Genomic DNA, 20661 nt, shown 5'->3' on the forward strand with positions numbered 1-20661 from the left:
GCTCCTTTTTAATTGTTAACATTTCTAATTGGACTGAATAAGTCTAACTTTGCTCGACCCAAATTATCTGTTCAGTGGCAAAACCGAGCTTTTTAGCTTGCTCAATAAACTGCTGTTTAAGTGCTTGATCAACTGTCGGGGTGCGCGATAAAAACCATAGGTAATCACGATTATAGCTAGTGATAAAAGCGTATTGATAGTTTTTAGCCTCTAATTCATACACCACATAAGCGCCATAGAAAGGTCCAAAGAAAGACACTTTTAAATGACCAATATCCGGTCTATCCACAAAATAAGCTTTGCCTTCAGCCTCATCCCAGCTTTGCTCGGTTTCTGAATAACCGCGATTCTTCACTTTAACGCCGCCATCTTGCTTCATCGAGTAAGTCGCCGTAACCTGACTGAGCCCACGCTCAAAGCTGTGATCAAGCCGCGCAATTTCATACCAGGTGCCTAAGTAGCGCGGTAGCTCAAATTGCGTTACCGCTTCAATACCACTTGGCAAACTCGTGCAGCCACTAAGCAAGAAAGAACAGAGCAAAATTAATTTTTTCATAGCGCTACCCCAGCATCTCCCCCTTCATTTACGTTTGAAATACAAGCAAAGATCACCTCATCTTATGCTCACCTAACAAAGAGATCGGCATTATCCAAGTTATTCCTTTAAGATTTCCCGCTCTCTCACAAAAGAGAAATTAAGAGGCTTAGCCTTGAGTCAGATCAACACATGCGAACAAAAAACAGACAACACTATTAATATAAATGCATATTGTAAGAATAAGGTGATCGCCATGCGTATCCTATTTACTCTGCCCGTTACTGCCATATCACTACTTGTATTAGGTTGCGGAGGTTCTGACTCCTCATCGCCTCAAGAAGACCCCTTACTAGGTACACTCAATGTCGCCATTTCAGATGCACCTATGGCACATATTGATAAAGTCGAACTCGTGCTCAATAAGCTGGTTATGACAGATTCTTGGGGGAAGCAACATCAATACAATCTAAACAATCACCATCTCGACTTACTCAACTATCAAGGGATGGAAAGTCATCTGGTTGTCGATGGCCTATCTATTGCCGCTGGTCATTACAAAGATGTTCATTTTATCTTAGCCGATAAAGCCGATAGCTCTGGCTGTAGTATCGAGAACAGTAGTGGACGACACTCTCTAAACATAGAAGAAAATCGTTTGCCTCTGCATGACTTTGTGATTGAGCCCAACCAAGTAATGTCGATAACCATGGAGGTCAATCTGTACCAATCTATGCATTTAACCTCTGGTGAATATCACCTAGACCATCGAGGGATTTACTCTATTGATAACAGAGATATGGGACACCTTATAGGAGAGGTCGACCCTCAATGGATTGCCGATTGCGAGACTAAACATATGGATAAAGCTCCTCTCGGAAGCCAGTTCACTCATATGGCTTACCTGTATTTCTCCGATGTTAACGAACTAGAGCAGATGGCAGATATCAGTCCTATCCGTTCAGATAATAGGCACCCCCCATTTGCAGTCAGCCCTATTCATCAAGATCATCAGGGAAATTGGTCTTTCTCTGCGGGATACCTCCCAGCTGGCGATTATCGTATTGGCTACAGCTGTTTAGCACATCTAGATAATCCCGCCACAGATGATATAAATCAGGGACAATTTAGTCTATTTACAGAGGCAGGTTTAGTGAGCATTGTTGATGGCGGTCAGCAAACTAACCACCAATGTGGTAATGGACATGGTGGGCATGGCGGACATGGATAAACACGCCCGCCCCTGAAATAGCTTATCCACCCTCGTCGGTCAGCAACTGTAGACTGGCAAATTCACGATATAGCTCGCTACTTTGCATCAGTTGTTGGTGAGTACCGCTTGCTACGACCAGCCCCTTATCTAACACTAATATACGGTCAACATTGATGACTGTTGCGAGGCGGTGCGCGATAATTAAGGTGGTTTTGCCCACCATCAAACTATCAAGCGCTTGCTTGACTTTATGCTCGCTAATCGCATCGAGGGCGCTAGTGGCCTCATCGAGTAATAAGATAGGCCTATCGGCTAAAATTGCGCGTGCAATGGCTATTCGCTGCTTTTGCCCACCCGATAGCCTTACGCCGCGTTCACCTAAATAGGTGTGATAACCATCAGAAAACTCGCTAATAAATTCATCAGCTTTGGCGGCAATACAGGCTTGTACCACCTCGTCTTCACTGGCTTCTAATCGGCCATAACGCACGTTCTCTAACACGCTAGTGGCAAAAATCACCGACTCTTGCGGCACTAATGCATATTGCTGACGTAAGTGTTGCGGCGTGAGTTTAGCGATATCGACGCCATCTAACTCAATAGAGCCTCTATTGAGTACATAAAAGCGCTGCAGTAGTTCAAACAGGGTACTTTTACCGGCGCCGCTTGCGCCCACTAAGGCAATGCGCTCACCGGGTTTGATGTGAATATTAATGCCACGAATGACTTCGCTGTTATCGACGGCAGGCTCAAGGTGGTTCACATCTGCGCTATCCGCTGCGGGACTGTTATCGCTCATGTTGCTATAACTAAAGCGCACATCGTTAAGTTGTAGTTCGCCGCGCACAGGTGTTAGCAGCGTAAGTGGATTTTCAATCACTGGAATATCGATTGGGGTTTCAACCAACTCAATTAAGCGCTCGGTGGCGCCCGCTGCGCGCTGGATTTCACCTATCACTTCACTAATAGTGGCCACCGAACCTGCAACCATGACCGCATAAAACATAAAGGCCGACAATTCACCGGCACTAATCGCCCCGCTCATCACATCGTGGGCACCAACCCAGGTCACTAACGCGATAGCTAAAATACTTAAAAACATCACTAACGAGATTAATATTGAGCGGTACTTAATGCGTCCATTGGCGGCGTCCATTACCGCTTCAACTCGATGATTAAACAAAGCTCTGTCTTGATCTTCGTGTGAATAGGCCTGCACGGTATGGATCTCGTGCAGTGTTTCATCCACATAAGCGCCCAAGTCACCGACTTTATCTTGGCTCTTACGTGATAAGTCACGTACCTTGCGGCCAAAAAAGAAGATAGGTCCCAGCACCAGTGGCACGGCTAATAGCACTAGTCCTGTCATTTTCAGGCTAGTAATGGCCATCATTACGATGCCACCAATCACGGTAACGCTGGCACGAAGCGCCATTGAAAGGCTGGAGCCAACAACCGACTGCAGCAAAGTTGAGTCAGCGGTAAAGCGCGAGATCACTTCACCGGTGCGCAATTTGGCGTAAAAGCCCGGCGACAATTTTAATAAGTGGTCATACACCTTTAAGCGAATATCGGCGCTGACGCGCTCGCCCAGCCAAGTCATCAAGTAAAAGCGACAAAAAATCGCGCTACTACTGAGTGCGGTAATGCCGATCACCAACAAGATAATTTCGTTTAAGCGCGAGCTATTTTCCTTTAAGAAACCCTCGTCAACCATCAAGCGCACGCCTTGACCAAGCGACAACCAAGCAAGAGAGCCAATAAACAAGAAGATAATCGCAGTGATGACTTTAGTGCGGTAAGGCTTTAAAAAAGCACCGATCCAAGGTAATACCGCGCGCTGGCTAACATGTGATTTAGCACCATTAGCAGTCGATGAGTACGGCTTGTCTTTGGCAACAGTAGAAGCGTTTTGATTCAATGCAATATCCTTAACCGCTCAGGTTAAAATGAAAACAACAGCAGAATAACAAACCCCGCGCAAAGGCGGGCTATGTTTATTTGTATCAGAATACTTTGAAGAGTCCTATGATTCGCTTTTTTAAACACTTCAAGTACACTCTACATCTCCCCAATACAGTTAACAGCCAAACATTAACAGCTGGCCCTTACTTAGAGTTTACTATGGCAAATATTGTTTATATCGCGACTAGCCTTGATGGTTTTATTGCCGACAAAGACAGTAAGGTCGATTGGCTACACGACATCCCTAATCCAGATGGTTCAGATCTTGGTTTTAGTGACTTTATGGCCCGCATTGATGCACTGGTAATGGGGCGTAATACTTTAGAAATCGTGCTCAATTTTGGCATTGACTGGCCGTACACTAAACCTGTTTTTGTTCTCAGTAATACGCTAACTGAATTACCAGAAGCGTTGGCAGGTAAGGTTTTTTTAGTAAATGGTCCGCTCAAACAAGTCGTGAATCAGCTAAATGTTCAAGGCTACAGCAATCTCTATATCGATGGCGGTAAGACCATTCAAGGCTTCTTACAAGAAGACTTAATTGATGAGCTGATTATCACCACCATTCCAGTGCTACTTGGCGGCGGCATTCCACTCTTTGGTGAACTTGCATCGCCACTTAAATTTACGCATGTTAAAGCCGAGCGTTTAATCGATTGCCTAGTGCAAAACAGCTTCGTAAGACAAAGATAACCTCATCAAAGACGAGCGTAATAATGGCTTGCTGGTATATTGTTGTTTCGCTAAGCAGCATCACGCCTAAGATTAAACCTGTTAAAAGCTGGATACTGGATTGATGACCTAATGCAAAACTGCTTTGTACTAAACAGTTTCGTAAGACAAAGATAACCTCATCAACGACGAGCGTAATAATGAATCGCGTCATCATCGTTTTGGGCTCGCCAAATGATAATCAAGGTAACTTGTCAGAGATTGCCGTCTCTCGTTGCCAAGCGGCACTAGAGGCGTATCAACTGCGACCGGATAGTAGACTGTTACTCACAGGCGGATTTGGTGAACACTTTAATCAAACCTCGACGCCCCATGCCCTATATTGCCAACGCTACTTAATCAAACACGGCGTCCCCCAAACAGCCTTTACCGATATCGTGCTAAGCCGCTTCACCTTTGAAGATGCCACCTTAGCGAAACCGATCATTGAGCAGCAGCAATTTAGTGAGCTCTGTTTAGTCACATCAACGTTTCACCTACCCCGCGCCAAGCTTATTTTTAATAGCCTATTCCCCAATTTAAGCTTTAGCTATGTAGCAGCAAAAACGCCTGTCTCTGAGAGTAAGTTACAACAACTTATGCAACATGAGTTATCTGTGATGGACAGAGAGAGAGACAATCTGGCTCCGAACACTAAGCTATGACAAAACACGTCATCGCAAGCTGAGATAACTTAAACTCGCACAAGCGCACTGCACATCTAGCCATTGAGCTGATATAGTGCGTGTATTCTTAGCTAGGCATTCATCTATTTTATGGCATCTTCTACACCTAAAACGGTTAAGTCAAAATCAGCCCCTTCTAAGCAAGTGATCTCAGACGAAAGCAAGAAAGAGGCGCTGCAAGTGGCAAAATCGACCCAAAAACCAGGGCAAAACAAAGAGCAAACGAAACTGATTGCTCAAGGTATCGAAAAAGGCATTGCTGAATATAAAAAATTGCAAAAAGGCAAAGCCAGAGAACGTGATAAAGCGCGTAAACAAGAAGTCAGAGTTAAAGCCCGTGAAGCCAATTATGCAAATCAAGACCACAGCAACATAGAAGACCGCACCGCGAGTCCTTATCTTCCATGGGGACTACTGACCTTAAGCTGGGTAGGTTTTATCGCCTATTTAATATTAGCTAATCAATAATCCCCCCTAAAGCTCACCTCTAGAAGCAGCACTAATATTAGCCATTAGTGCTATTTCTATACGGCCCCATTGTTTAACACCTTCTTACAAGCTATTGTTTAGCTGTTACTAAACTAACTTTATACTTATAGAAAGGCTTGCTGGGCTCTCTGTTCATAATTTGTCATAAGTTGTCTTATCCCGTTCATTGATCCACCCATCGCTATTCACAATCTATAACTATACTTAGACAATCAAAAAATATGGATTAGCTGGAGCACACAGTCATGACTGAGCAATCTCCCCAAAAAGAACACGTTAGCAGCAAAAAAGATGAGCTAAAAGCAGTGGGCTTTATTATCTTTATTCTATTCCCTGCGCTGAGCGTTGCATTTGTTAGCACGTACGGCTTAATAGTCTGGCTAATGCTGACACTTACAGGCGTTCCATCTCACTAATTTCAACAATTTATTTTAAATCTTATTAAGAGGATGCCGTTATGAGATGGTTACTTAACATCTGGCGCACACTAACTAAACCCGCTAAATACCTAACATTAGGCTCTGTAAGTATTGCTGCTTTCCTAATGGGGATTATCTTTTGGGGCGGCTTTAACACTGCACTCGAAGCGACTAACACCGAAGAGTTTTGTATCAGCTGCCACAGTATGGAAAGCATGCCATACCAAGAGCTGAAAAAGACGGTCCACTATTCTAACCATTCTGGCGTGCGTGCAACCTGCCCAGATTGCCACGTCCCTCATGAGTGGAGCCGTAAAATTGCGCGGAAGATGGAAGCCTCTCACGATGTATATGGTTGGTTGTTTAACACCGTTAACACCCCTGAAAAATTCGAAGCTAAGCGCCTTGAAATGGCAAGCCGTGAGTGGAAGCGATTCGATCGTGATAAGTCTGCAGCGTGTAAAAACTGTCACCAGTACGACTCTATGAAGTGGGACACCATGTCTAAGCTTGCCCAAAAGCAGATGAAACGTGCTGCTGAGACAGACCAAAGCTGTGTCGACTGCCACAAAGGCATCGCCCACACACTACCTAATATGGGTACAGCTCGCGCACCTGAGTTGATTGCTGAAGTGGGTCGTGGTGTAAGTGGTTTACAAGTAGGCCAAACTTACTTTGCCGCACTAACTAAACCATTATTCTTCAATGACAAAACTGATGTTGAAGCGGGTACATTGAACATTGCGACTAAGGTGAAAATCTTAGAGGTTAAAGGTAGTCGCGCCAAGATTGGTATCGATGGCTGGAGAAAGAAAATCGGAGCTGGCCGCGTGATCTACTACGACTTTGGCTTAAATATCCTTTCAGCCCAGCTCACTAAAGATGCTGCGTTAGAAGAAGGTGTGATTAAGACATTCGAAGAGAAAGAAGACCCTATGACGGGCCTAATTTGGCAACGTGTAGAAGCGGACATCTGGACCGATACCGACTACTTGCTAACCGACCTACAGCCGCTATGGGATTATGCTCGAAGCACATACGATACAAGCTGTAGTGTATGTCACACTCAGCCAGCACCGGCTCACTTTGACGCGAACACTTGGCCTGGTATGTTCCAAGGCATGATTGCATTCGTCAATATGGATCAAGATACACAAGCTTTGGTGCAGAAATATTTACAAGAGCATTCATCAACTTTCGATAAGTCGGCTCATTAATAGGACATAATGCAATGAACAGAAGAGACTTTCTAAAAGGCTTAGTAGGAACATCTTATGTCGTACTTAGCGGATCATCAGTACTTGCGCCTCTCAATGCGTTAGCAGCGTCTGGTGCCGATGCCTCTGACGGCTGGTTGACCACAGGTTCGCACATGGGTGCGTTCAAGATGAAGCGCAAAAATGGCGTGATCTCTGAGGTTATTCCTTTCGATACCGATATGTATCCAACCGATATGATCAACGGCATTAAAGGCTTAGTTTATAACGAATCGCGCATTCGCTACCCTATGGTTCGCTTAGACTTTTTATTAAAAGGTCACCAAAGCGACACCAAACAACGTGGTGATTTCCGCTTTGTTCGTGTGACCTGGGACAAAGCACTGGGTTTGTTTAAAGACTCACTCGATCTAATTCAAACAAAATATGGCCCATCTGGCCTGCACGCGGGGCAAACTGGTTGGCGTGCAACGGGTCAGTTGCACTCATGTACTAGCCACATGCAGCGCGCTGTTGCCATGCACGGTAATTTTGTTAAGAAAGTCGGTGACTACTCAACCGGTGCAGGGCAAACCATTTTGCCTTACGTCTTAGGCTCAACCGAAGTGTATGCTCAAGGTACCTCATGGTCATTGATCCTTGAGCACTCTAAGACCATCATTTTGTGGTCAAACGATCCATACAAAAACCTACAGGTAGGTTGGAACGCTGAAACCCATGAATCTTATGCTTACCTTGCTCAATTAAAAGAGAAGGTCGCTAAAGGCGAGATTCGTGTTATCAGTATCGACCCTGTCGTTAGCAAAACACAGAAATACCTGGGGTGTGAGCATCTATACATAAATCCGCAAACCGACGTGCCACTTATGCTAGGTATTGCTCATGAAATGGTAGAGAAGAATCTGCATGATAATGAGTTTATCGAAGGCTATAGCCTAGGTTTTGACAGATTCTTACCTTATCTAAAAGGTCAAACTGATGGTGTTGAAAAAACACCTGAATGGGCATCAAAAATTTGTGGCGTTTCACCAGAGATTATCCGTGACCTTGCAAAAGTCATGACTAAAGCTCGTACCCAAATTTTGATGGGCTGGTGTGTTCAGCGTCAGCAACATGGTGAGCAGCCATACTGGATGTCAGCCGTACTTGCTACCATGATTGGCCAAATAGGCTTACCAGGTGGCGGTATTAGCTATGGCCACCATTACTCAGGGATTGGTATTCCATCTTCTGGTGCCGCAGCGCCAGGTGCATTCCCACGTAATCTTGATGATGGGCAAAAGCAACTTTTTGATAGTACTGATTTTAAAGGTGCAAGCAGTGTTATTCCTGTTGCACGTTGGATTGATTCAATCCTTGAGCCAGGCAAAACCATTGACGCAAACGGTTCTAAGGTCACCTACCCTGACATTAAAATGATGGTGTTCTCTGGTAATAACCCATGGAACCACCACCAAGACCGTAACCGCATGAAGGAAGCTTTTTACAAGCTTGAGTGCATTGTGTCTATCGACATGAACTGGACAGCGGCTTGTCGCTTCTCTGATATCGTGTTACCTGCTTGTACCACGTTTGAACGCAACGATATCGATGTCTACGGCTCTTATGCTAACCGTGGTCTGCTTGCTATGCAGAAAATGGTCGAGCCGTTATACGAAAGTTTGTCAGATTTCGAGATATTCACTCGATTTGCTGCACTATTAGGCGAAGGCAAAGCGCAAGAATACACTCGCGGTATGAACGAGCATCAGTGGCTAGAGATGCTTTACAACGATTGTAAAGCATCGAATGAAGGTAAGTTTGAAATGCCATCATTTGATGAGTTCTGGAAAGCCGGCTACGTGTACTTTGGTGAAGGTAAGCCTTGGGTGCGTCATCAAGCATTTAGAGACGACCCTGAGATCAATCCACTAGGTACACCATCTGGTTTAATTGAGATCTTCAGCCGTAAGATTGCTAACTACAAATATGATGACTGCCCAGGCCACCCAACTTGGATGGAAAAAGTAGAGCGTAGTCATGGTGGTCCAGGCTCTAAGAAGCACCCTATTTGGTTGCAGTCTTGCCACCCGGACAAACGCTTGCATTCACAAATGTGTGAGTCGACAGAGTACCGTGAAACATACACAGTACAAGGGCGTGAGCCTGTGTACTTAAACCCAGAAGATGCCAAGCAACGCGGCATTAAGTCTGGCGATATTGTGCGTGTGTTTAACGACCGTGGCCAGTTAATCGCCGGCGCCGTCGTATCGGATAAATTCCCTGAGGGCGTTATCCGTATTCAAGAGGGTGCTTGGTATGGTCCTGTTGGTAAAGACGGTAGCAAAGAGGGCGGGGCTGAAATTGGCGCGCTAGATAGTTATGGCGATCCAAATACCCTAACGCTAGATATCGGTACCTCTAAGCTTGCACAAGCTTGTTCGGCCTATACTTGCCTTGTTGACTACGAAAAGTATCAAGGTAAAGTACCGGCAGTCAGTTCATTCAGCGGTCCGGTTGAGATAGCACTATGAGTACAGATGCTGTAAACACAGAATCCGTAGCGGTTAACCCCGTTAATCAGGTTAGAAGCACGATTTATCAATTACTTTCGTCATTGTTCGCTAAAGAAATTGATCATAAAACACTGCATGATTTAACCAGTGAACAAGCGCAGAATTTCTGGGCTCAACTGGGCAGTGAAAGCGCTTTTGAAGCCGATGTAAATACCTTGGTTGCAGAGCTTGCTACGCTTAACACCGATAAGGCACTACTAGAACTTGCTGCTGATTATTGCGGCCTGTTCTTAATTGGCACTAAATACAGTGCATCGCCCTATGCCAGCCTGTATCTAGACAGTAAGCCAGCTAAAAAAGGCGATGAGCCACTCCTCTTTGGTGAGCAGCATCAGCAGATGACTCAGTTTTTAAAACAGAGTCAACTGCAAGTACAAAGTGAGTTTCCAGAGCCTGCGGATCACCTTGCAGTGATCTTGGCTTATGTTGCTCACCTTTGTGTCCATAGTGATGAGGCCGAGCAATTAAGCTTTATTCAAGCAAACTTAGCTAACTGGTTAAATAACTTTGTGGCTAAAGTGACTGAAGTTGATAACGGTAACTTCTATCAAGCTTTGGCAAGACTGACTCATTCTTGGGTTAAGTCTGATGCGGAATGGTTGACTTCTGAACTAGGCTAATCAACACATTGCTAAATTGAAAAAGCGTGAGTGAACGGGGTTCATCTCACGCTTTTTTATGCCTGTTTCTTATTGAAGAGATAAGATTTAACACCTTATTTATTAATTAACCCGAGTTCAGGCTACTTATACCAAACACATTATAGCTGTGGTCATTCAGTACTTTTCTGTGCAATCCAAGCATCGAGTGCAGCCAAGGACTCGAGCCACAATGCGTGTAATGTATGCTGCTCTGCTGCTTGATATTGAGTTTGATTCAATCCTAGTTTTTCCAACGCCTTACACTGAGCTGATAATGCCCCTAAGCCCATATTGGCACTACTGCCTTTTAGTGCATGCAGAATATGGCCTATATCGGCATCGGCCTTAAGTAAGCTTTCAAAATGCACCAGGCTGGTTTGCTGATAAATTTGTGCAAGCTCTACCACAGTATCCAACCCTAAATAAGTGAGGTCTTGGCTAAGTTGAGATTCATCGAGTAGGGCCACATTTGGCTTGCCTATCGATTCAGCCGCCATAGACGGGTTTGACTCTTGTTCACGACCTAAAACGCTCGCCTTTTTTCCTGCTAAAGAGTTTTTTTCCGGCTCGGATATAGATTCTGCATCCAATTTAAATGAAGGCGCTAGATTCAAGCTAGATGAAGGCGCAAGATTCAGAGCAGCCGAAGGCTCTGCATCTCCTAGCCAGCTTGATAGGGCTTGCATATCGAGCGGTTTCATTAAGACTATGTTAAAACCTTTGGCTTGGTAGTTCTCCATATCATCAGCTTGCACCTGCGCAGTAAAAGCCGCGATATCCAATGTATGCCCAGCTTGTTGATTCACTTGCTGCAACTGTGCCAGTAACTCTACCCCCGAGCCATCTCCCAGCTGAATATCAAGCATAATGGCATCAAACTCCAACGCGGTATCGATGTTATAACGCATTTTAGCCGCCTCACAACTGTTGGCCAGCTCTGATGTATGTCCAAGGTGCGCCAAGAAACCTTGCGCCACCATGGCATTAATCTTGTTATCTTCAATCACCAGCACATGCTTAGGAGCGCTACGGCTTACCTGCTGAGTTAACTTAACACTCGGACACTCACAAACAATTAATGGCAATGAAAAGCCAAAGCAGCTTCCTTTACCGGGCTCACTTGTTACCCATACACCACTTGGCGCAGCTTCAGCATCGGCGTGACTATTCATCAACTCGACTAACTGCTTACTAATCGCAAGTCCAAGCCCTGTACCTCTATCTCGGCCTTTACCCGGCTCATTACTGTAGGCTTTGAAGAGCTTTTTCATCGCCTTCGGATCTATGCCTACGCCAGTATCTTGTACTTTAAAGAGCAACTGACGGCCTTTCACTTCGACCGTGAGCTCAATCATTCCTTGAGGAGTGAACTTAATTGCATTGCCTAATAGATTGAGCAATACCTGTCGTAGTTTAGGGCCATCGATATAGACCCATTGGGGTAGATTTGCATGGTTAGAGCTAAGGGTTAATCCCGCAAGTCCGGCACCAGCAAGCATGATCGCAACGACTTGATCGAGTAGCTCGTTAATATCGACCGCTCGCGGCTCATTGGCGAGCTTTCGCTGCTCTAAACGAGAAAAGTCCAGGATGTCATTCAATACTGTTTGCAGTAAGGTGCCACTGTACTGCGATAGCGCTAACATCTGCTGCTGCACTGGTGGTAGATGAGAATGTCCCAGCAAGGTTAAGGTACCAAGTAAACCGTTGAGCGGCGTGCGGATCTCGTGGCTCATGGTCGCTAAGAAAAGTGATTTTGCTTGGTTTGCTTGTTCAGCCATATCTCGGGCCAACACATGGCCTTTAGACTCTTTATCCAGCTGAATATTGGCTTCAGCAAGCTCAAGCGTTCTCGCCTCAACCTTAGCCTCTAGCGCTTGTTTATGCTCAAACAGCTCAGCGGCGGTATCACGCAGTTCAGCTTGTAGCTTTTGATTATGATCGGTTTTCTGCTTAAACGCTTTAATCGCACTTGCCATCGCCGCAAGCTCATCATCACCTTGGGTATCAATAGTTACCGCGGTATTACCTAGGCTGAGTTGTGCCAGCGCCTTCGTTGCGGCATCTAACTTCAAAGCAATCCCTTTATAGATCACCTTGTAGACCACCACAAAAATCACCAGAAACATCAATAGCCCAGTCACCCACAAACCTATCTTTGACCAAGTAAGCTGCTTTAAATACTCGCGTCTAGCATTGTCAGCTTCTAAGCGCTGCAACTGCATCGCATTAGCCACCACCTCATTGAGTATATCTAGCTTGTCGGTAATGCTCTGAAGCTGTAGCTCTTCAGTCCGATTGTATTGGGCATATTCTTTTTGTAAACCGAGACTTAGCGGCAACTTTTGCAATATAACAAACTGCTTTGCTAACGTTTCCGCTCGGTTCGGGTCACGTATGATCTTGGTGAGGCTCGTTAGAGATGCAAGGTAGCGGATCTCAATATCGCCAACAGCTTTATCTAGCCTATGTTGCTCGTTATTACGAGGCTTTGCAGGCAATTGCTGCGGTATACGATTTTGAAATGACAAGTCTCGCACAACGGGCGCTGCGCGGCGGCTAATATTGCCAAGTAAGCTATAAATACCCGACTCGAGTTCTGGAGACTGAAACATCTGTCCCATCAGCGCAATGTTATTGACTATCTTTAGCGCGCGATTAAGCCGCTCTTGGGTATCAAGATCTTGCTCAATTAAGGTATCGAGTAACTGCGCCGTTTTATCAGCGCCTACGGCATCGGGATAGGCCAAACTCAATTTAGACAAAATACCTGAATCCACAATAGCCAGTTCAGCGAGCAATAGCTCTGTACTTTTATTTGCCGCTTTGACCAGATCTTTGCCTTGTACCCTAAGGCTATGACCCACCTGAATACGCAGGCCAACCTGCTCGCCCAACTTTGAGATATCAACAATAATCTCAGACGCGCTTTGCTCAAGGCTTAAGTCGAAATTGACCTCAAGCGCCTTGAGGATAGTTATCGCACCAACCATGGTCGCACTTTCAATCGATAACTTTCGCCCCACAAACTGACGTTGAGATTCATCCTGCGTCTGGCCTAGTTGCTTAGCATTTTCAGCAAGAGCATTGCTCGATATGGCAAGCTGACTCGCCGCCTCAGATGCAGGCAATGCTCTGTTATATAAGTATTTATCTGCTTCTTGAACCCAGCGCAAGCTGATACTGCCAAGGCTAACTAAAAGCAGCAACAATAAAGCCAGCAAACCAAAAGCCAACATAAGGCGTCCAGTTAGGCTTTTTCTTGATAAAGACAATCTAGGCAACGGGGATTTTGGCAAAAACAATACACTCACGGTTATCTGTTAAGCTGGTACAATACTATACCAATTGCATTAACTATTTAATCAATTCATAGGGACGTTAACCATGGTAAAAACTCTGCAACTGCGTTTATTCGCCTTGGTAGGCTTATGCTTATTAAGCTCAGTTGTTAACGCGGCAGAAACCCCTTTACCTTGGTCACTAGAACAAAGAACGCCCTTCGAGCACATACAGCAGCAAACGACAGCTATCCAACTCTCACCACTTAGTTCAAGCCTGCAAACGTGGCGTATATGCGCCTTAGTTCCCCATTTAAAGGATACCTACTGGACAGGGATTAACTATGGGTTAGTGCAACAGGCTAAACAGTTACAGATTAAGCTCGAGCTCTTTGAAGCCGGTGGTTATTACGCCGTAGACAAGCAATTAAGCCAAATTGACTACTGCATGAAGCATAGCTTTAATGCCATTTTACTCGGCGGCGTACGCCCAGATATTTTAGATCTTTATCAGGCGCCGATTAACAAACCTGTGATTGCACTCGTTAACCGGCTCCACCATGAAAAGATCAATACACGTATCGGCGTAAACTGGTATCAGATGGGCTACCTTGCTGGCGACTATATTAAACAGCAAGTCGAGCTACAAGCTAAAAAACCGGTTAGCCTTGCGTTGTTAACGGGTCCTGATAAATTGGGCGGTAGCGATCTTGTCGAACAAGGCCTGTCAGCGGCACTTAAAGACAGCTCAGTTAGCATTAGCGCCGTGCATCATGCCGATAATAATCGCAACTTGTATCGCGACGAACTCGAAGTGCTGCTCAGTGAGCAAACCCCAGATTACATTTTAGGCAGTGCGGTCGCCATTGAAGCTGGAGTAAGCATATTACGCCAGTACAAACTTAGCGATAAGGTGAAGCTCATTAGCAGCTATTTATCACCTGCCGTATTACGGGGTATTTATCGTGGAAAAGTGGAGTTTAGTAATGACGACCAAGTGGTATTGCAAGGCAAGCTGGCCATTGATATCACAGTAAGAGAACTTCAAGGCGCAAAACCGTTTGGCGATATAGGCCCTAAGATCCAAACTCTCTATTCTGGGCATATCAGTAAAGATGTACTTGAGACCGGCCTGCCACCCGCGGATTACTATCCGATTTATCGGGTTAATGACGACTAGCAGCTTTAGAGTGCTAGTCTTTAACCTTGGCAGCAAAAAGATAGCCTTCGCCGTGCACGGTGACAAACAGATCCGCGGATAACTTATTGCGCAGTCGACGGATGATCACATCTATGGTTCTGTCGTTGACATCTTGATCTCTGTGACTGGTTTGTAGCATTAAACGCTCGCGCGATAACACCTGCTGAGGATGCAGTGAAAAGGCGGTAAGTAACTCAAACTCAGCTTTTGTCAGCTTGATTTGCTCGTCATTATGGGTCAATTGACGACTATTAAGCTCTAGAATGTAATCATTAAAAGCGATGATATTGTCATTAGGATCAACATGCTCAGCGCTCTCAGCAATCGCTTTCTTGACTAAAGACATGCGCCAAAGCAGGTTCTTCACTCGCACAAGCAGCTCTCGTAACTCAAACGGTTTGGTAACGTAATCGTCTGCGCCCATCTCTAGACCAACAATTTTATCAATGGTTTCATCGCGGCCGGTAACCAAAATAATGCCCACATGGCTCTTACTACGCAGCTCACGCGCAAGGCTCAAACCATCAACACCGGGTAAGTTAATATCAAGCATAACCAAATCGATATGTTGACGACCAAATTCATACCACATCTGGTCCCCATCTTGAGCTTCGAGCACTTCATAGCCCTCTTTCTCAAAATAGCCTTTTAACCTAGCTCTGATAACCGCTTCATCATCGACAACCAGTACTCGGTAGCCCATATATCACCTCAACCTTAAACCGCTCTTATCTATAAAAGTGTCTACTTATACCAATCGCAATAAAGATGTGATTGCTATTAAACGCGGCACATAATACACACAAATCAGCGCGTAAAGCGAGCCGTTGAGGCCGTTATAGCAAATCGCCACAAAGTGATAAGCACAAAAAAGCCAACTTATTCCAAGTTGGCTTTCATTTAGTGATGATTAATTGATTAAAACAACAACATACTTAGAAACTTTTGCTTACGCCGAATACCACACGGTCATCGAAGATTTCAGTTTGCGTGCCGTAAACTAAGTGGCTGTCGTCAACTGAGCTGCCGTGGTATCTAAGATCGAATGTAAGGCCGACATAGTTAGCTTCAACACCTAAGTTCCAGTGAGTCCAGCCCTCTGCGCCTTCACCATCAAGATCTTGGTAACCAAATGAACCTGATAGCTTAACCCCATTATTGAAATCATAGCTTGGATGAACGGCGTAGTTAACGCCCTGCCAGCCATCAACACCAAACCAATCGTCTAATGTTGGGGTGACTTCAAGCTGCACATTAGCCTGACCAAATTGCTTAGCAACACGCACCCATAATTCGGTATAGTTTGAATATGATGCACCCGGATAAAGATATGAAAATACCATTACGTCATAAGTAAAACCGCTATCACCAAATGCGCCTGCTTTACCAATATAAGGGGCTGTCACAATTTCAAGATTTGGATCGGCAAATTTGATGTTTGACGCAAATACACCTGTATACCAGCCGTCGTCGTTGCCCCAACCTAACGTACCTTGAACAACAGGCACTTCGCCATCCATGGTCTCTGACTCACCACGAAATACATAGTCAGTCGCAAACTTAACATTACCGCTAATTTGACCACCAAACAGTTCGTTGTCGTCAGCCGCGACAGCGGATCCCATACCCGCCATTGCAAGGCTGCCAAGCATAATTGCATGTGTAAATTTCATAATCATCATCCCCATTGTTTTCTTTCTAAGTATTAATCCAAGACGCTAATCTAAGATTTTCAATCTGAGCTTGAAGCGCATCTTACTCTCAAATTATTAACAACTTTGAGAGTAGATATGAACTAAAAAACCAACATTGTGAAAAAATATGAATATGCCAATGCAATTAAACCCGGCTCAGTTTAGCTCGCTTTTTTCAGTAGTAACCCTTTTAGCTCCTCAATCTGCACCTTAAGCTCTGCCACGTCGGCAACACTCGCAGGCTTATCCATTGGATCTTGAGACTCTTCTTCACCGCGCATCGCCGCAGTTTCTTGGGTCATGACATCTAGCACAGCACCCACCATCATATTTAAAAATACGAACGCCGTTAAAAAGATAAAACTTAAATAATAGATCCAACTCAGTGGATATACCGCCATCGTCTCGTACATTATCGATGTCCATGACTCGAACGTCGAAATACGAAATAACGTTAGCATAGCAACCGACACATCGCCCCACAGAAAATCATTGATATGGGCGAAGAACATGCTGCCAGTCGCGCCGTATATATAGAAAATCACAAACATGAGTAAAGCGATATAGCCCATTCGGGGGATAGCTTTAAGTAGTGCATTAACCAACATCCGTAGCTCTGGGATCATTGAAACCAGACGTAGCACTCTAAAAATACGCAGTAAACGGGCGATCAAAATAGCAGAGCCACCAGCAGGAATAAGGCTACCAATCACAATGATAGTATCAAAAACATTCCAGCCGTTACTAAAAAAGCGCTTAGGACCGTCACTGGCTAAAAAGCGAATAACAATCTCTACCGCGAAAAATACTGTAATACCAATATCGAGTACTACCAGACTATTTTCCATCCAACTCGGCAAATGATAGGTATGCGCGCCAATCGACAACGCCGAAACGACAATGACAAAGATGATAAAACCTTGGAAAAACTTACTATTATCAATTTTCTTTAGTGTTGACTGTAAGCCTGAAACATTTGCAAGCACGCCGTGCTCCTATTCAAAATGGAAGTAAAAAAGCTTTAGACCGCGCAGGCTAATACCACGCGAGTCAAAGGATCGCGCAGTGTAGTGTTCAATGCTTAATTTTGTGTTAAATCAACAAGAGGGAGAAACAAAGAATGGTAGGGGATCGAAAATATCCCCATAAACATGCAACACGAACATAAAAAACGAAGAATAGAAAATAGTTAGCTAAGCTGACTTTTTATCTCTGCGATATGCAGCTCAATCCATTCTCGGTCAATCGCGCCCCAGTGGTTAATGCGATAGAAACCAGCATTATTACGTTCACCGTCTTGAATGAATTCACACTCAATCGCCAAATCTGCCAATGCAACTATCGCGTCTTGCAAGGTACGGCGTGGCATTTCGGTTTGCTTATGCAAAGACAACAAATTATGTCTTTCACTATCAATCAAATAAGCGATATAGAGCTTTCGTAAAAAAGCTTTTTGCTGTTTAGATTCTGTAAAGTTGAGGCTCATGGTTTTCTATTATTTTTCTTTCGATAAGGGCATTGCCGATAAACTACGTGAATGACAATAAATAACAAGTCACAATCTGCTCCCACGATGACTTAACTTCAATATGTTGCTAAATATGTCTTCCTATGGCGATACAGCATGCCATCCTGATATAGTCGATTGAGATAATGAGCCCCCACTAGGCTGTTAAATGAGCTTGGTAATGGGCTGCGACATAGAAACGGAAAGTGAAATGGATAATTCAAGACCGGCTAACGCCAAACACAAGACGTCAGATGGAATAACGAGTGCAGCAGAAGTCGTGATTACCACTCAACAGCCCCTTGAACAGCAAAGCTGCGCATCGTTATCAACAGAGCAAAAAACTCAATTAGTATCAAAGCACAACATCAGCGCTTCACACATTCCTGTCGACGCGAATCAATGGCAAACTTTCGATGAAGTTGCTCTACAGCCAGTAGACGATAACCATTACACTCAGGTATTAACCGAAAGCTTGATCTTTGGCGGGCTGTTATTTATTGCCGCATCTTTGGGGGTCATTCTCCCGGGTGAGTTGAGCTTACAGATGGTGCTCATTATTCTCACCGCGGTCGTTCTTCTTATCTCTGCAGTGGGCTATTTGCGCTACCGTCATGCCAAATCGTTAGCTTACGCCAGTTGTGAACATGAGTTGATAATGCAACAAGGTTTTTGGTGGGTAAAGCGCACCTCTTTACCTTACTCAAGGTTGCAACACGTTAGTGTTTCTCATGGCCCATTAGAGCGTCACTTCAAGTTAGCCACCATAAAGTGTTTTAGTGCCGGAAGTGGTTCAGCTGAAATTGAACTGCCCGGCATTGAACAGCAAGCGGCAGAACATCTGCGTCAACATCTGCTAGCCCAAGCGGCTCAAGTGAATAGGCACACTCGCGCAGTCGCTAACACACAAGCAGATTTAGCACCTGACTCCGCACCAGCCCCCTCACCAGCCCCCTCACTTGAGCCATGTGCTCAACGCAATGATATAGGCGATGAAATAAGTAGAGAGCAAGGTGGTAAACCTCAGGAAAACACTCACGATGACACATAAATTTTCCCTGTGGTCATCGCTATCAGCCTGGTCAATCATCAGCTTTACCTTGCTGGCCACCAAACAGCTTCTCAGCAGCGGCTATGCGCTCATTCCGGTGGTGTATACCGGCTGGCAACAAGGGTTTAGCAGCCCTTGGGTTATTGTTGCTATGGTTGCCGTGATCAGCACAATCTTCATCTTTAGTGTGCTGCAATGGCTTAAGTTTCGCTTTAGAGTTGAAGCCGACAAATTGATTATCAGGCATGGGATCATATTTAAGAAAGCCGATGAACTGCCTTTTAGTAAAATTCAAAATGTACGCTTAGAGCAGCCGCTTTACTTTCGCCCTATGGGACTCTATCGCCTAGTGGTCGAAACCGCAGGCTCTAAAGGAAATGAAGCCGAACTGTCGGCCTTAGCTTACAAGGATGCCCTTAGTCTTAAAAAGCAATTAATGGCCGAACACGATGCCCACGCTTATCAACATAGTGAAGCCGGTAATAGTAAGCAGACTGGCAAACAGCTCAATACTCTCAGCCGCAAGAGCCTCAAACAGCTAGTGCTATTCGGTCTATATCAAAATAATGCCATTTGGCTGGCGGTTATTTTAGGGCCTATTTTGGGCCAGCTTGATTGGGAGTCGATGGAAAACCTGCAGCTGCTGCAATCTTTTTGGGCCTGGTACGATATCAATATCGCGGTAAGTATCTTGCTGCAAGTGCTATTTGCTGCAATGGCGTTAGTATTGTTTTATCTACTATTTTCGATTTTATCTATCAGCTCTGCGGTACTAAAGTACGCACCTTATCGACTCAGCCGCAGCGGCAACACTCTGCACCGCACTGGCGGAATTATTGCCAAACAAAACGATGCCCTTGCCATTAAGCGCATACAAGTTATTAAGTTCTATCAGCCGTTGGTAGGCCGCTTACTCAAACTATGGACGGTCTACTTTAAACAAGTCCAAGGCCATGAAATTGAAACCCAAGGTAATACCAATATGCTGGTACCAAGCATGACGGCTAAAGATATTGCTGCACTATTGCCAAAATTGAAAGGCATTGAAGCCACGGCGATATCCTTGCCTAAAAGCTATCAACATATTCACTTAGGTTGGTTTTTGCGTCGCGGCTTACTGCCATTATTAGTGCCAGCAATTAACACTTACTTTTTAGGCCTAAACCTCTTTACCGACATTCTTTGGATAGCCGCGGGACTATTTTGTCTGGGTATTTATCTAAGATATCGTCAATTTGGCTATGTGCTTGAAGCTAATAACCTATGGTTTCATTCAGGATTACTCGGCCACGCATGGCAACTCATTGCTCTTAGCAAAGTACAGCACGTTGCCATTACTCAATCACCAAACCAGCAGCGCTGTGGTTTAGCCAACCTTGAAATTGGTCTTGCAAGTGGTACAGTAAAAATACCGTATATTTCTATCATCACCGCGCGCGAGATTGCTGAGCGATCGCTTGCGCTTATTCATAACGATCACCGAAACTGGATATAGC

At 44.8% G+C, this 20661-nt stretch carries 18 protein-coding genes; 11 read left to right on the plus strand and 7 right to left on the minus strand.

What is annotated here, in order from left to right; translation table 11 throughout:
* Positions 1-43: 43 nt before the first annotated feature.
* Positions 44-556, minus strand: coding sequence for a lipocalin family protein (locus tag ACVBIL_RS14325; RefSeq protein ID WP_447167646.1), 513 nt, complete (start codon positions 554-556; stop codon positions 44-46).
* Positions 557-791: 235 nt separating this feature from the next.
* Here ACVBIL_RS14325 and ACVBIL_RS14330 point away from each other — a divergent pair, with 235 nt between their 5' ends.
* Entirely contained in the window at positions 792-1766 is a 975-nt protein-coding gene (locus ACVBIL_RS14330) for a DUF4382 domain-containing protein (RefSeq protein WP_447167647.1), read from the plus strand.
* Positions 1767-1788: 22 nt separating this feature from the next.
* On the opposite strand, the gene ACVBIL_RS14335 is transcribed toward ACVBIL_RS14330, so the two are convergent.
* Positions 1789-3669 (minus strand): ABC transporter transmembrane domain-containing protein, encoded by a 1881-nt coding sequence (locus ACVBIL_RS14335; RefSeq protein ID WP_447167648.1) that lies wholly within the window; start codon positions 3667-3669, stop codon positions 1789-1791.
* Positions 3670-3872: 203 nt separating this feature from the next.
* Between ACVBIL_RS14335 and ACVBIL_RS14340 the strand changes: the two genes are divergently transcribed.
* The 7 genes from ACVBIL_RS14340 (at position 3873) to torD (ending at position 10410) form a co-directional block, all read left to right on the plus strand.
* Positions 3873-4406 (plus strand): dihydrofolate reductase family protein, encoded by a 534-nt coding sequence (locus tag ACVBIL_RS14340; protein WP_447167649.1) that lies wholly within the window; start codon positions 3873-3875, stop codon positions 4404-4406.
* Between the two features lie 179 nt (positions 4407-4585).
* Positions 4586-5089 (plus strand): YdcF family protein, encoded by a 504-nt coding sequence (locus ACVBIL_RS14345; protein WP_447167650.1) that lies wholly within the window; start codon positions 4586-4588, stop codon positions 5087-5089.
* A gap of 111 nt (positions 5090-5200) precedes the next feature.
* On the plus strand, positions 5201-5578 hold the full coding sequence (locus ACVBIL_RS14350; RefSeq protein WP_447167651.1) for a DUF2956 domain-containing protein: 378 nt from the start codon (positions 5201-5203) through the stop codon (positions 5576-5578).
* 266 nt (positions 5579-5844) lie between these two features.
* Positions 5845-6015, plus strand: a complete 171-nt coding sequence (locus ACVBIL_RS14355; protein WP_447167652.1) for a periplasmic nitrate reductase, NapE protein — start codon at positions 5845-5847, stop codon at positions 6013-6015.
* 41 nt (positions 6016-6056) lie between these two features.
* Positions 6057-7235 carry a pentaheme c-type cytochrome TorC gene (torC, locus tag ACVBIL_RS14360; RefSeq protein WP_447167653.1) on the plus strand — a complete coding sequence of 393 codons (1179 nt, stop codon included), beginning with the start codon at positions 6057-6059 and terminating at the stop codon, positions 7233-7235.
* A gap of 14 nt (positions 7236-7249) precedes the next feature.
* A complete protein-coding gene (gene torA / locus ACVBIL_RS14365) occupies positions 7250-9748 on the plus strand; it encodes a trimethylamine-N-oxide reductase TorA (protein ID WP_447167654.1) in 2499 nt (832 codons plus the stop codon).
* The gene (torD, locus tag ACVBIL_RS14370) at positions 9745-10410 is read left to right on the plus strand and encodes a molecular chaperone TorD (RefSeq protein WP_447167655.1); all 666 of its coding nucleotides are present in this window, start codon (positions 9745-9747) and stop codon (positions 10408-10410) included. The genes torA and torD overlap by 4 nt, the downstream gene beginning before the upstream one ends.
* 152 nt (positions 10411-10562) lie before the next feature.
* Here the strand turns inward: torD and torS are convergent, their stop codons facing one another.
* A complete protein-coding gene (torS, locus tag ACVBIL_RS14375; RefSeq protein WP_447167656.1) occupies positions 10563-13670 on the minus strand; it encodes a TMAO reductase system sensor histidine kinase/response regulator TorS in 3108 nt (1035 codons plus the stop codon).
* 148 nt (positions 13671-13818) lie between these two features.
* Between torS and torT the strand changes: the two genes are divergently transcribed.
* Positions 13819-14892 (plus strand): TMAO reductase system periplasmic protein TorT, encoded by a 1074-nt coding sequence (torT, locus tag ACVBIL_RS14380; RefSeq protein WP_447167657.1) that lies wholly within the window; start codon positions 13819-13821, stop codon positions 14890-14892.
* A gap of 13 nt (positions 14893-14905) precedes the next feature.
* Here the strand turns inward: torT and torR are convergent, their stop codons facing one another.
* The 4 genes from torR to ACVBIL_RS14400 all read right to left on the minus strand — a co-directional run bounded on the left by torR (position 14906) and on the right by ACVBIL_RS14400 (position 18093).
* Positions 14906-15616 (minus strand): two-component system response regulator TorR, encoded by a 711-nt coding sequence (gene torR, locus ACVBIL_RS14385; protein WP_447167658.1) that lies wholly within the window; start codon positions 15614-15616, stop codon positions 14906-14908.
* Between the two features lie 232 nt (positions 15617-15848).
* Entirely contained in the window at positions 15849-16586 is a 738-nt protein-coding gene (locus ACVBIL_RS14390; protein WP_447167659.1) for a TorF family putative porin, read from the minus strand.
* A gap of 182 nt (positions 16587-16768) precedes the next feature.
* A complete protein-coding gene (locus ACVBIL_RS14395) occupies positions 16769-17593 on the minus strand; it encodes an ion transporter (RefSeq protein WP_447167660.1) in 825 nt (274 codons plus the stop codon).
* 203 nt (positions 17594-17796) lie between these two features.
* Complete coding sequence (locus tag ACVBIL_RS14400; protein ID WP_447167661.1) at positions 17797-18093, minus strand: winged helix-turn-helix domain-containing protein; 297 nt, start codon at positions 18091-18093, stop codon at positions 17797-17799.
* A gap of 232 nt (positions 18094-18325) precedes the next feature.
* Here ACVBIL_RS14400 and ACVBIL_RS14405 point away from each other — a divergent pair, with 232 nt between their 5' ends.
* Together ACVBIL_RS14405 and ACVBIL_RS14410 are read left to right on the plus strand one after the other, a co-directional pair.
* Positions 18326-19165 (plus strand): PH domain-containing protein, encoded by an 840-nt coding sequence (locus ACVBIL_RS14405; protein WP_447167662.1) that lies wholly within the window; start codon positions 18326-18328, stop codon positions 19163-19165.
* A complete protein-coding gene (locus ACVBIL_RS14410; RefSeq protein ID WP_447167663.1) occupies positions 19155-20660 on the plus strand; it encodes a PH domain-containing protein in 1506 nt (501 codons plus the stop codon). The genes ACVBIL_RS14405 and ACVBIL_RS14410 overlap by 11 nt, the downstream gene beginning before the upstream one ends.
* Position 20661 lies beyond the last annotated feature (1 nt).

The sequence above is a fragment of the Shewanella sp. 125m-7 genome (genome assembly GCF_052977045.1).

Coding starts and splice junctions, on each gene's coding strand:
- ACVBIL_RS14325 (WP_447167646.1), bottom strand. CDS start 556: ATGAAAAAATTAATTTTGCTCTGTTCTTTCTTGCTTAGTGGCTGCACG.
- ACVBIL_RS14330 (WP_447167647.1), top strand. CDS start 792: ATGCGTATCCTATTTACTCTGCCCGTTACTGCCATATCACTACTTGTA.
- ACVBIL_RS14340 (WP_447167649.1), top strand. CDS start 3,873: ATGGCAAATATTGTTTATATCGCGACTAGCCTTGATGGTTTTATTGCC.
- ACVBIL_RS14345 (WP_447167650.1), top strand. CDS start 4,586: ATGAATCGCGTCATCATCGTTTTGGGCTCGCCAAATGATAATCAAGGT.
- ACVBIL_RS14350 (WP_447167651.1), top strand. CDS start 5,201: ATGGCATCTTCTACACCTAAAACGGTTAAGTCAAAATCAGCCCCTTCT.
- ACVBIL_RS14355 (WP_447167652.1), top strand. CDS start 5,845: ATGACTGAGCAATCTCCCCAAAAAGAACACGTTAGCAGCAAAAAAGAT.
- torC (WP_447167653.1), top strand. CDS start 6,057: ATGAGATGGTTACTTAACATCTGGCGCACACTAACTAAACCCGCTAAA.
- torA (WP_447167654.1), top strand. CDS start 7,250: ATGAACAGAAGAGACTTTCTAAAAGGCTTAGTAGGAACATCTTATGTC.
- torD (WP_447167655.1), top strand. CDS start 9,745: ATGAGTACAGATGCTGTAAACACAGAATCCGTAGCGGTTAACCCCGTT.
- torS (WP_447167656.1), bottom strand. CDS start 13,670: ATGTTGGCTTTTGGTTTGCTGGCTTTATTGTTGCTGCTTTTAGTTAGC.
- torT (WP_447167657.1), top strand. CDS start 13,819: ATGGTAAAAACTCTGCAACTGCGTTTATTCGCCTTGGTAGGCTTATGC.
- torR (WP_447167658.1), bottom strand. CDS start 15,616: ATGGGCTACCGAGTACTGGTTGTCGATGATGAAGCGGTTATCAGAGCT.
- ACVBIL_RS14390 (WP_447167659.1), bottom strand. CDS start 16,586: ATGAAATTTACACATGCAATTATGCTTGGCAGCCTTGCAATGGCGGGT.
- ACVBIL_RS14400 (WP_447167661.1), bottom strand. CDS start 18,093: ATGAGCCTCAACTTTACAGAATCTAAACAGCAAAAAGCTTTTTTACGA.
- ACVBIL_RS14405 (WP_447167662.1), top strand. CDS start 18,326: ATGGATAATTCAAGACCGGCTAACGCCAAACACAAGACGTCAGATGGA.
- ACVBIL_RS14410 (WP_447167663.1), top strand. CDS start 19,155: ATGACACATAAATTTTCCCTGTGGTCATCGCTATCAGCCTGGTCAATC.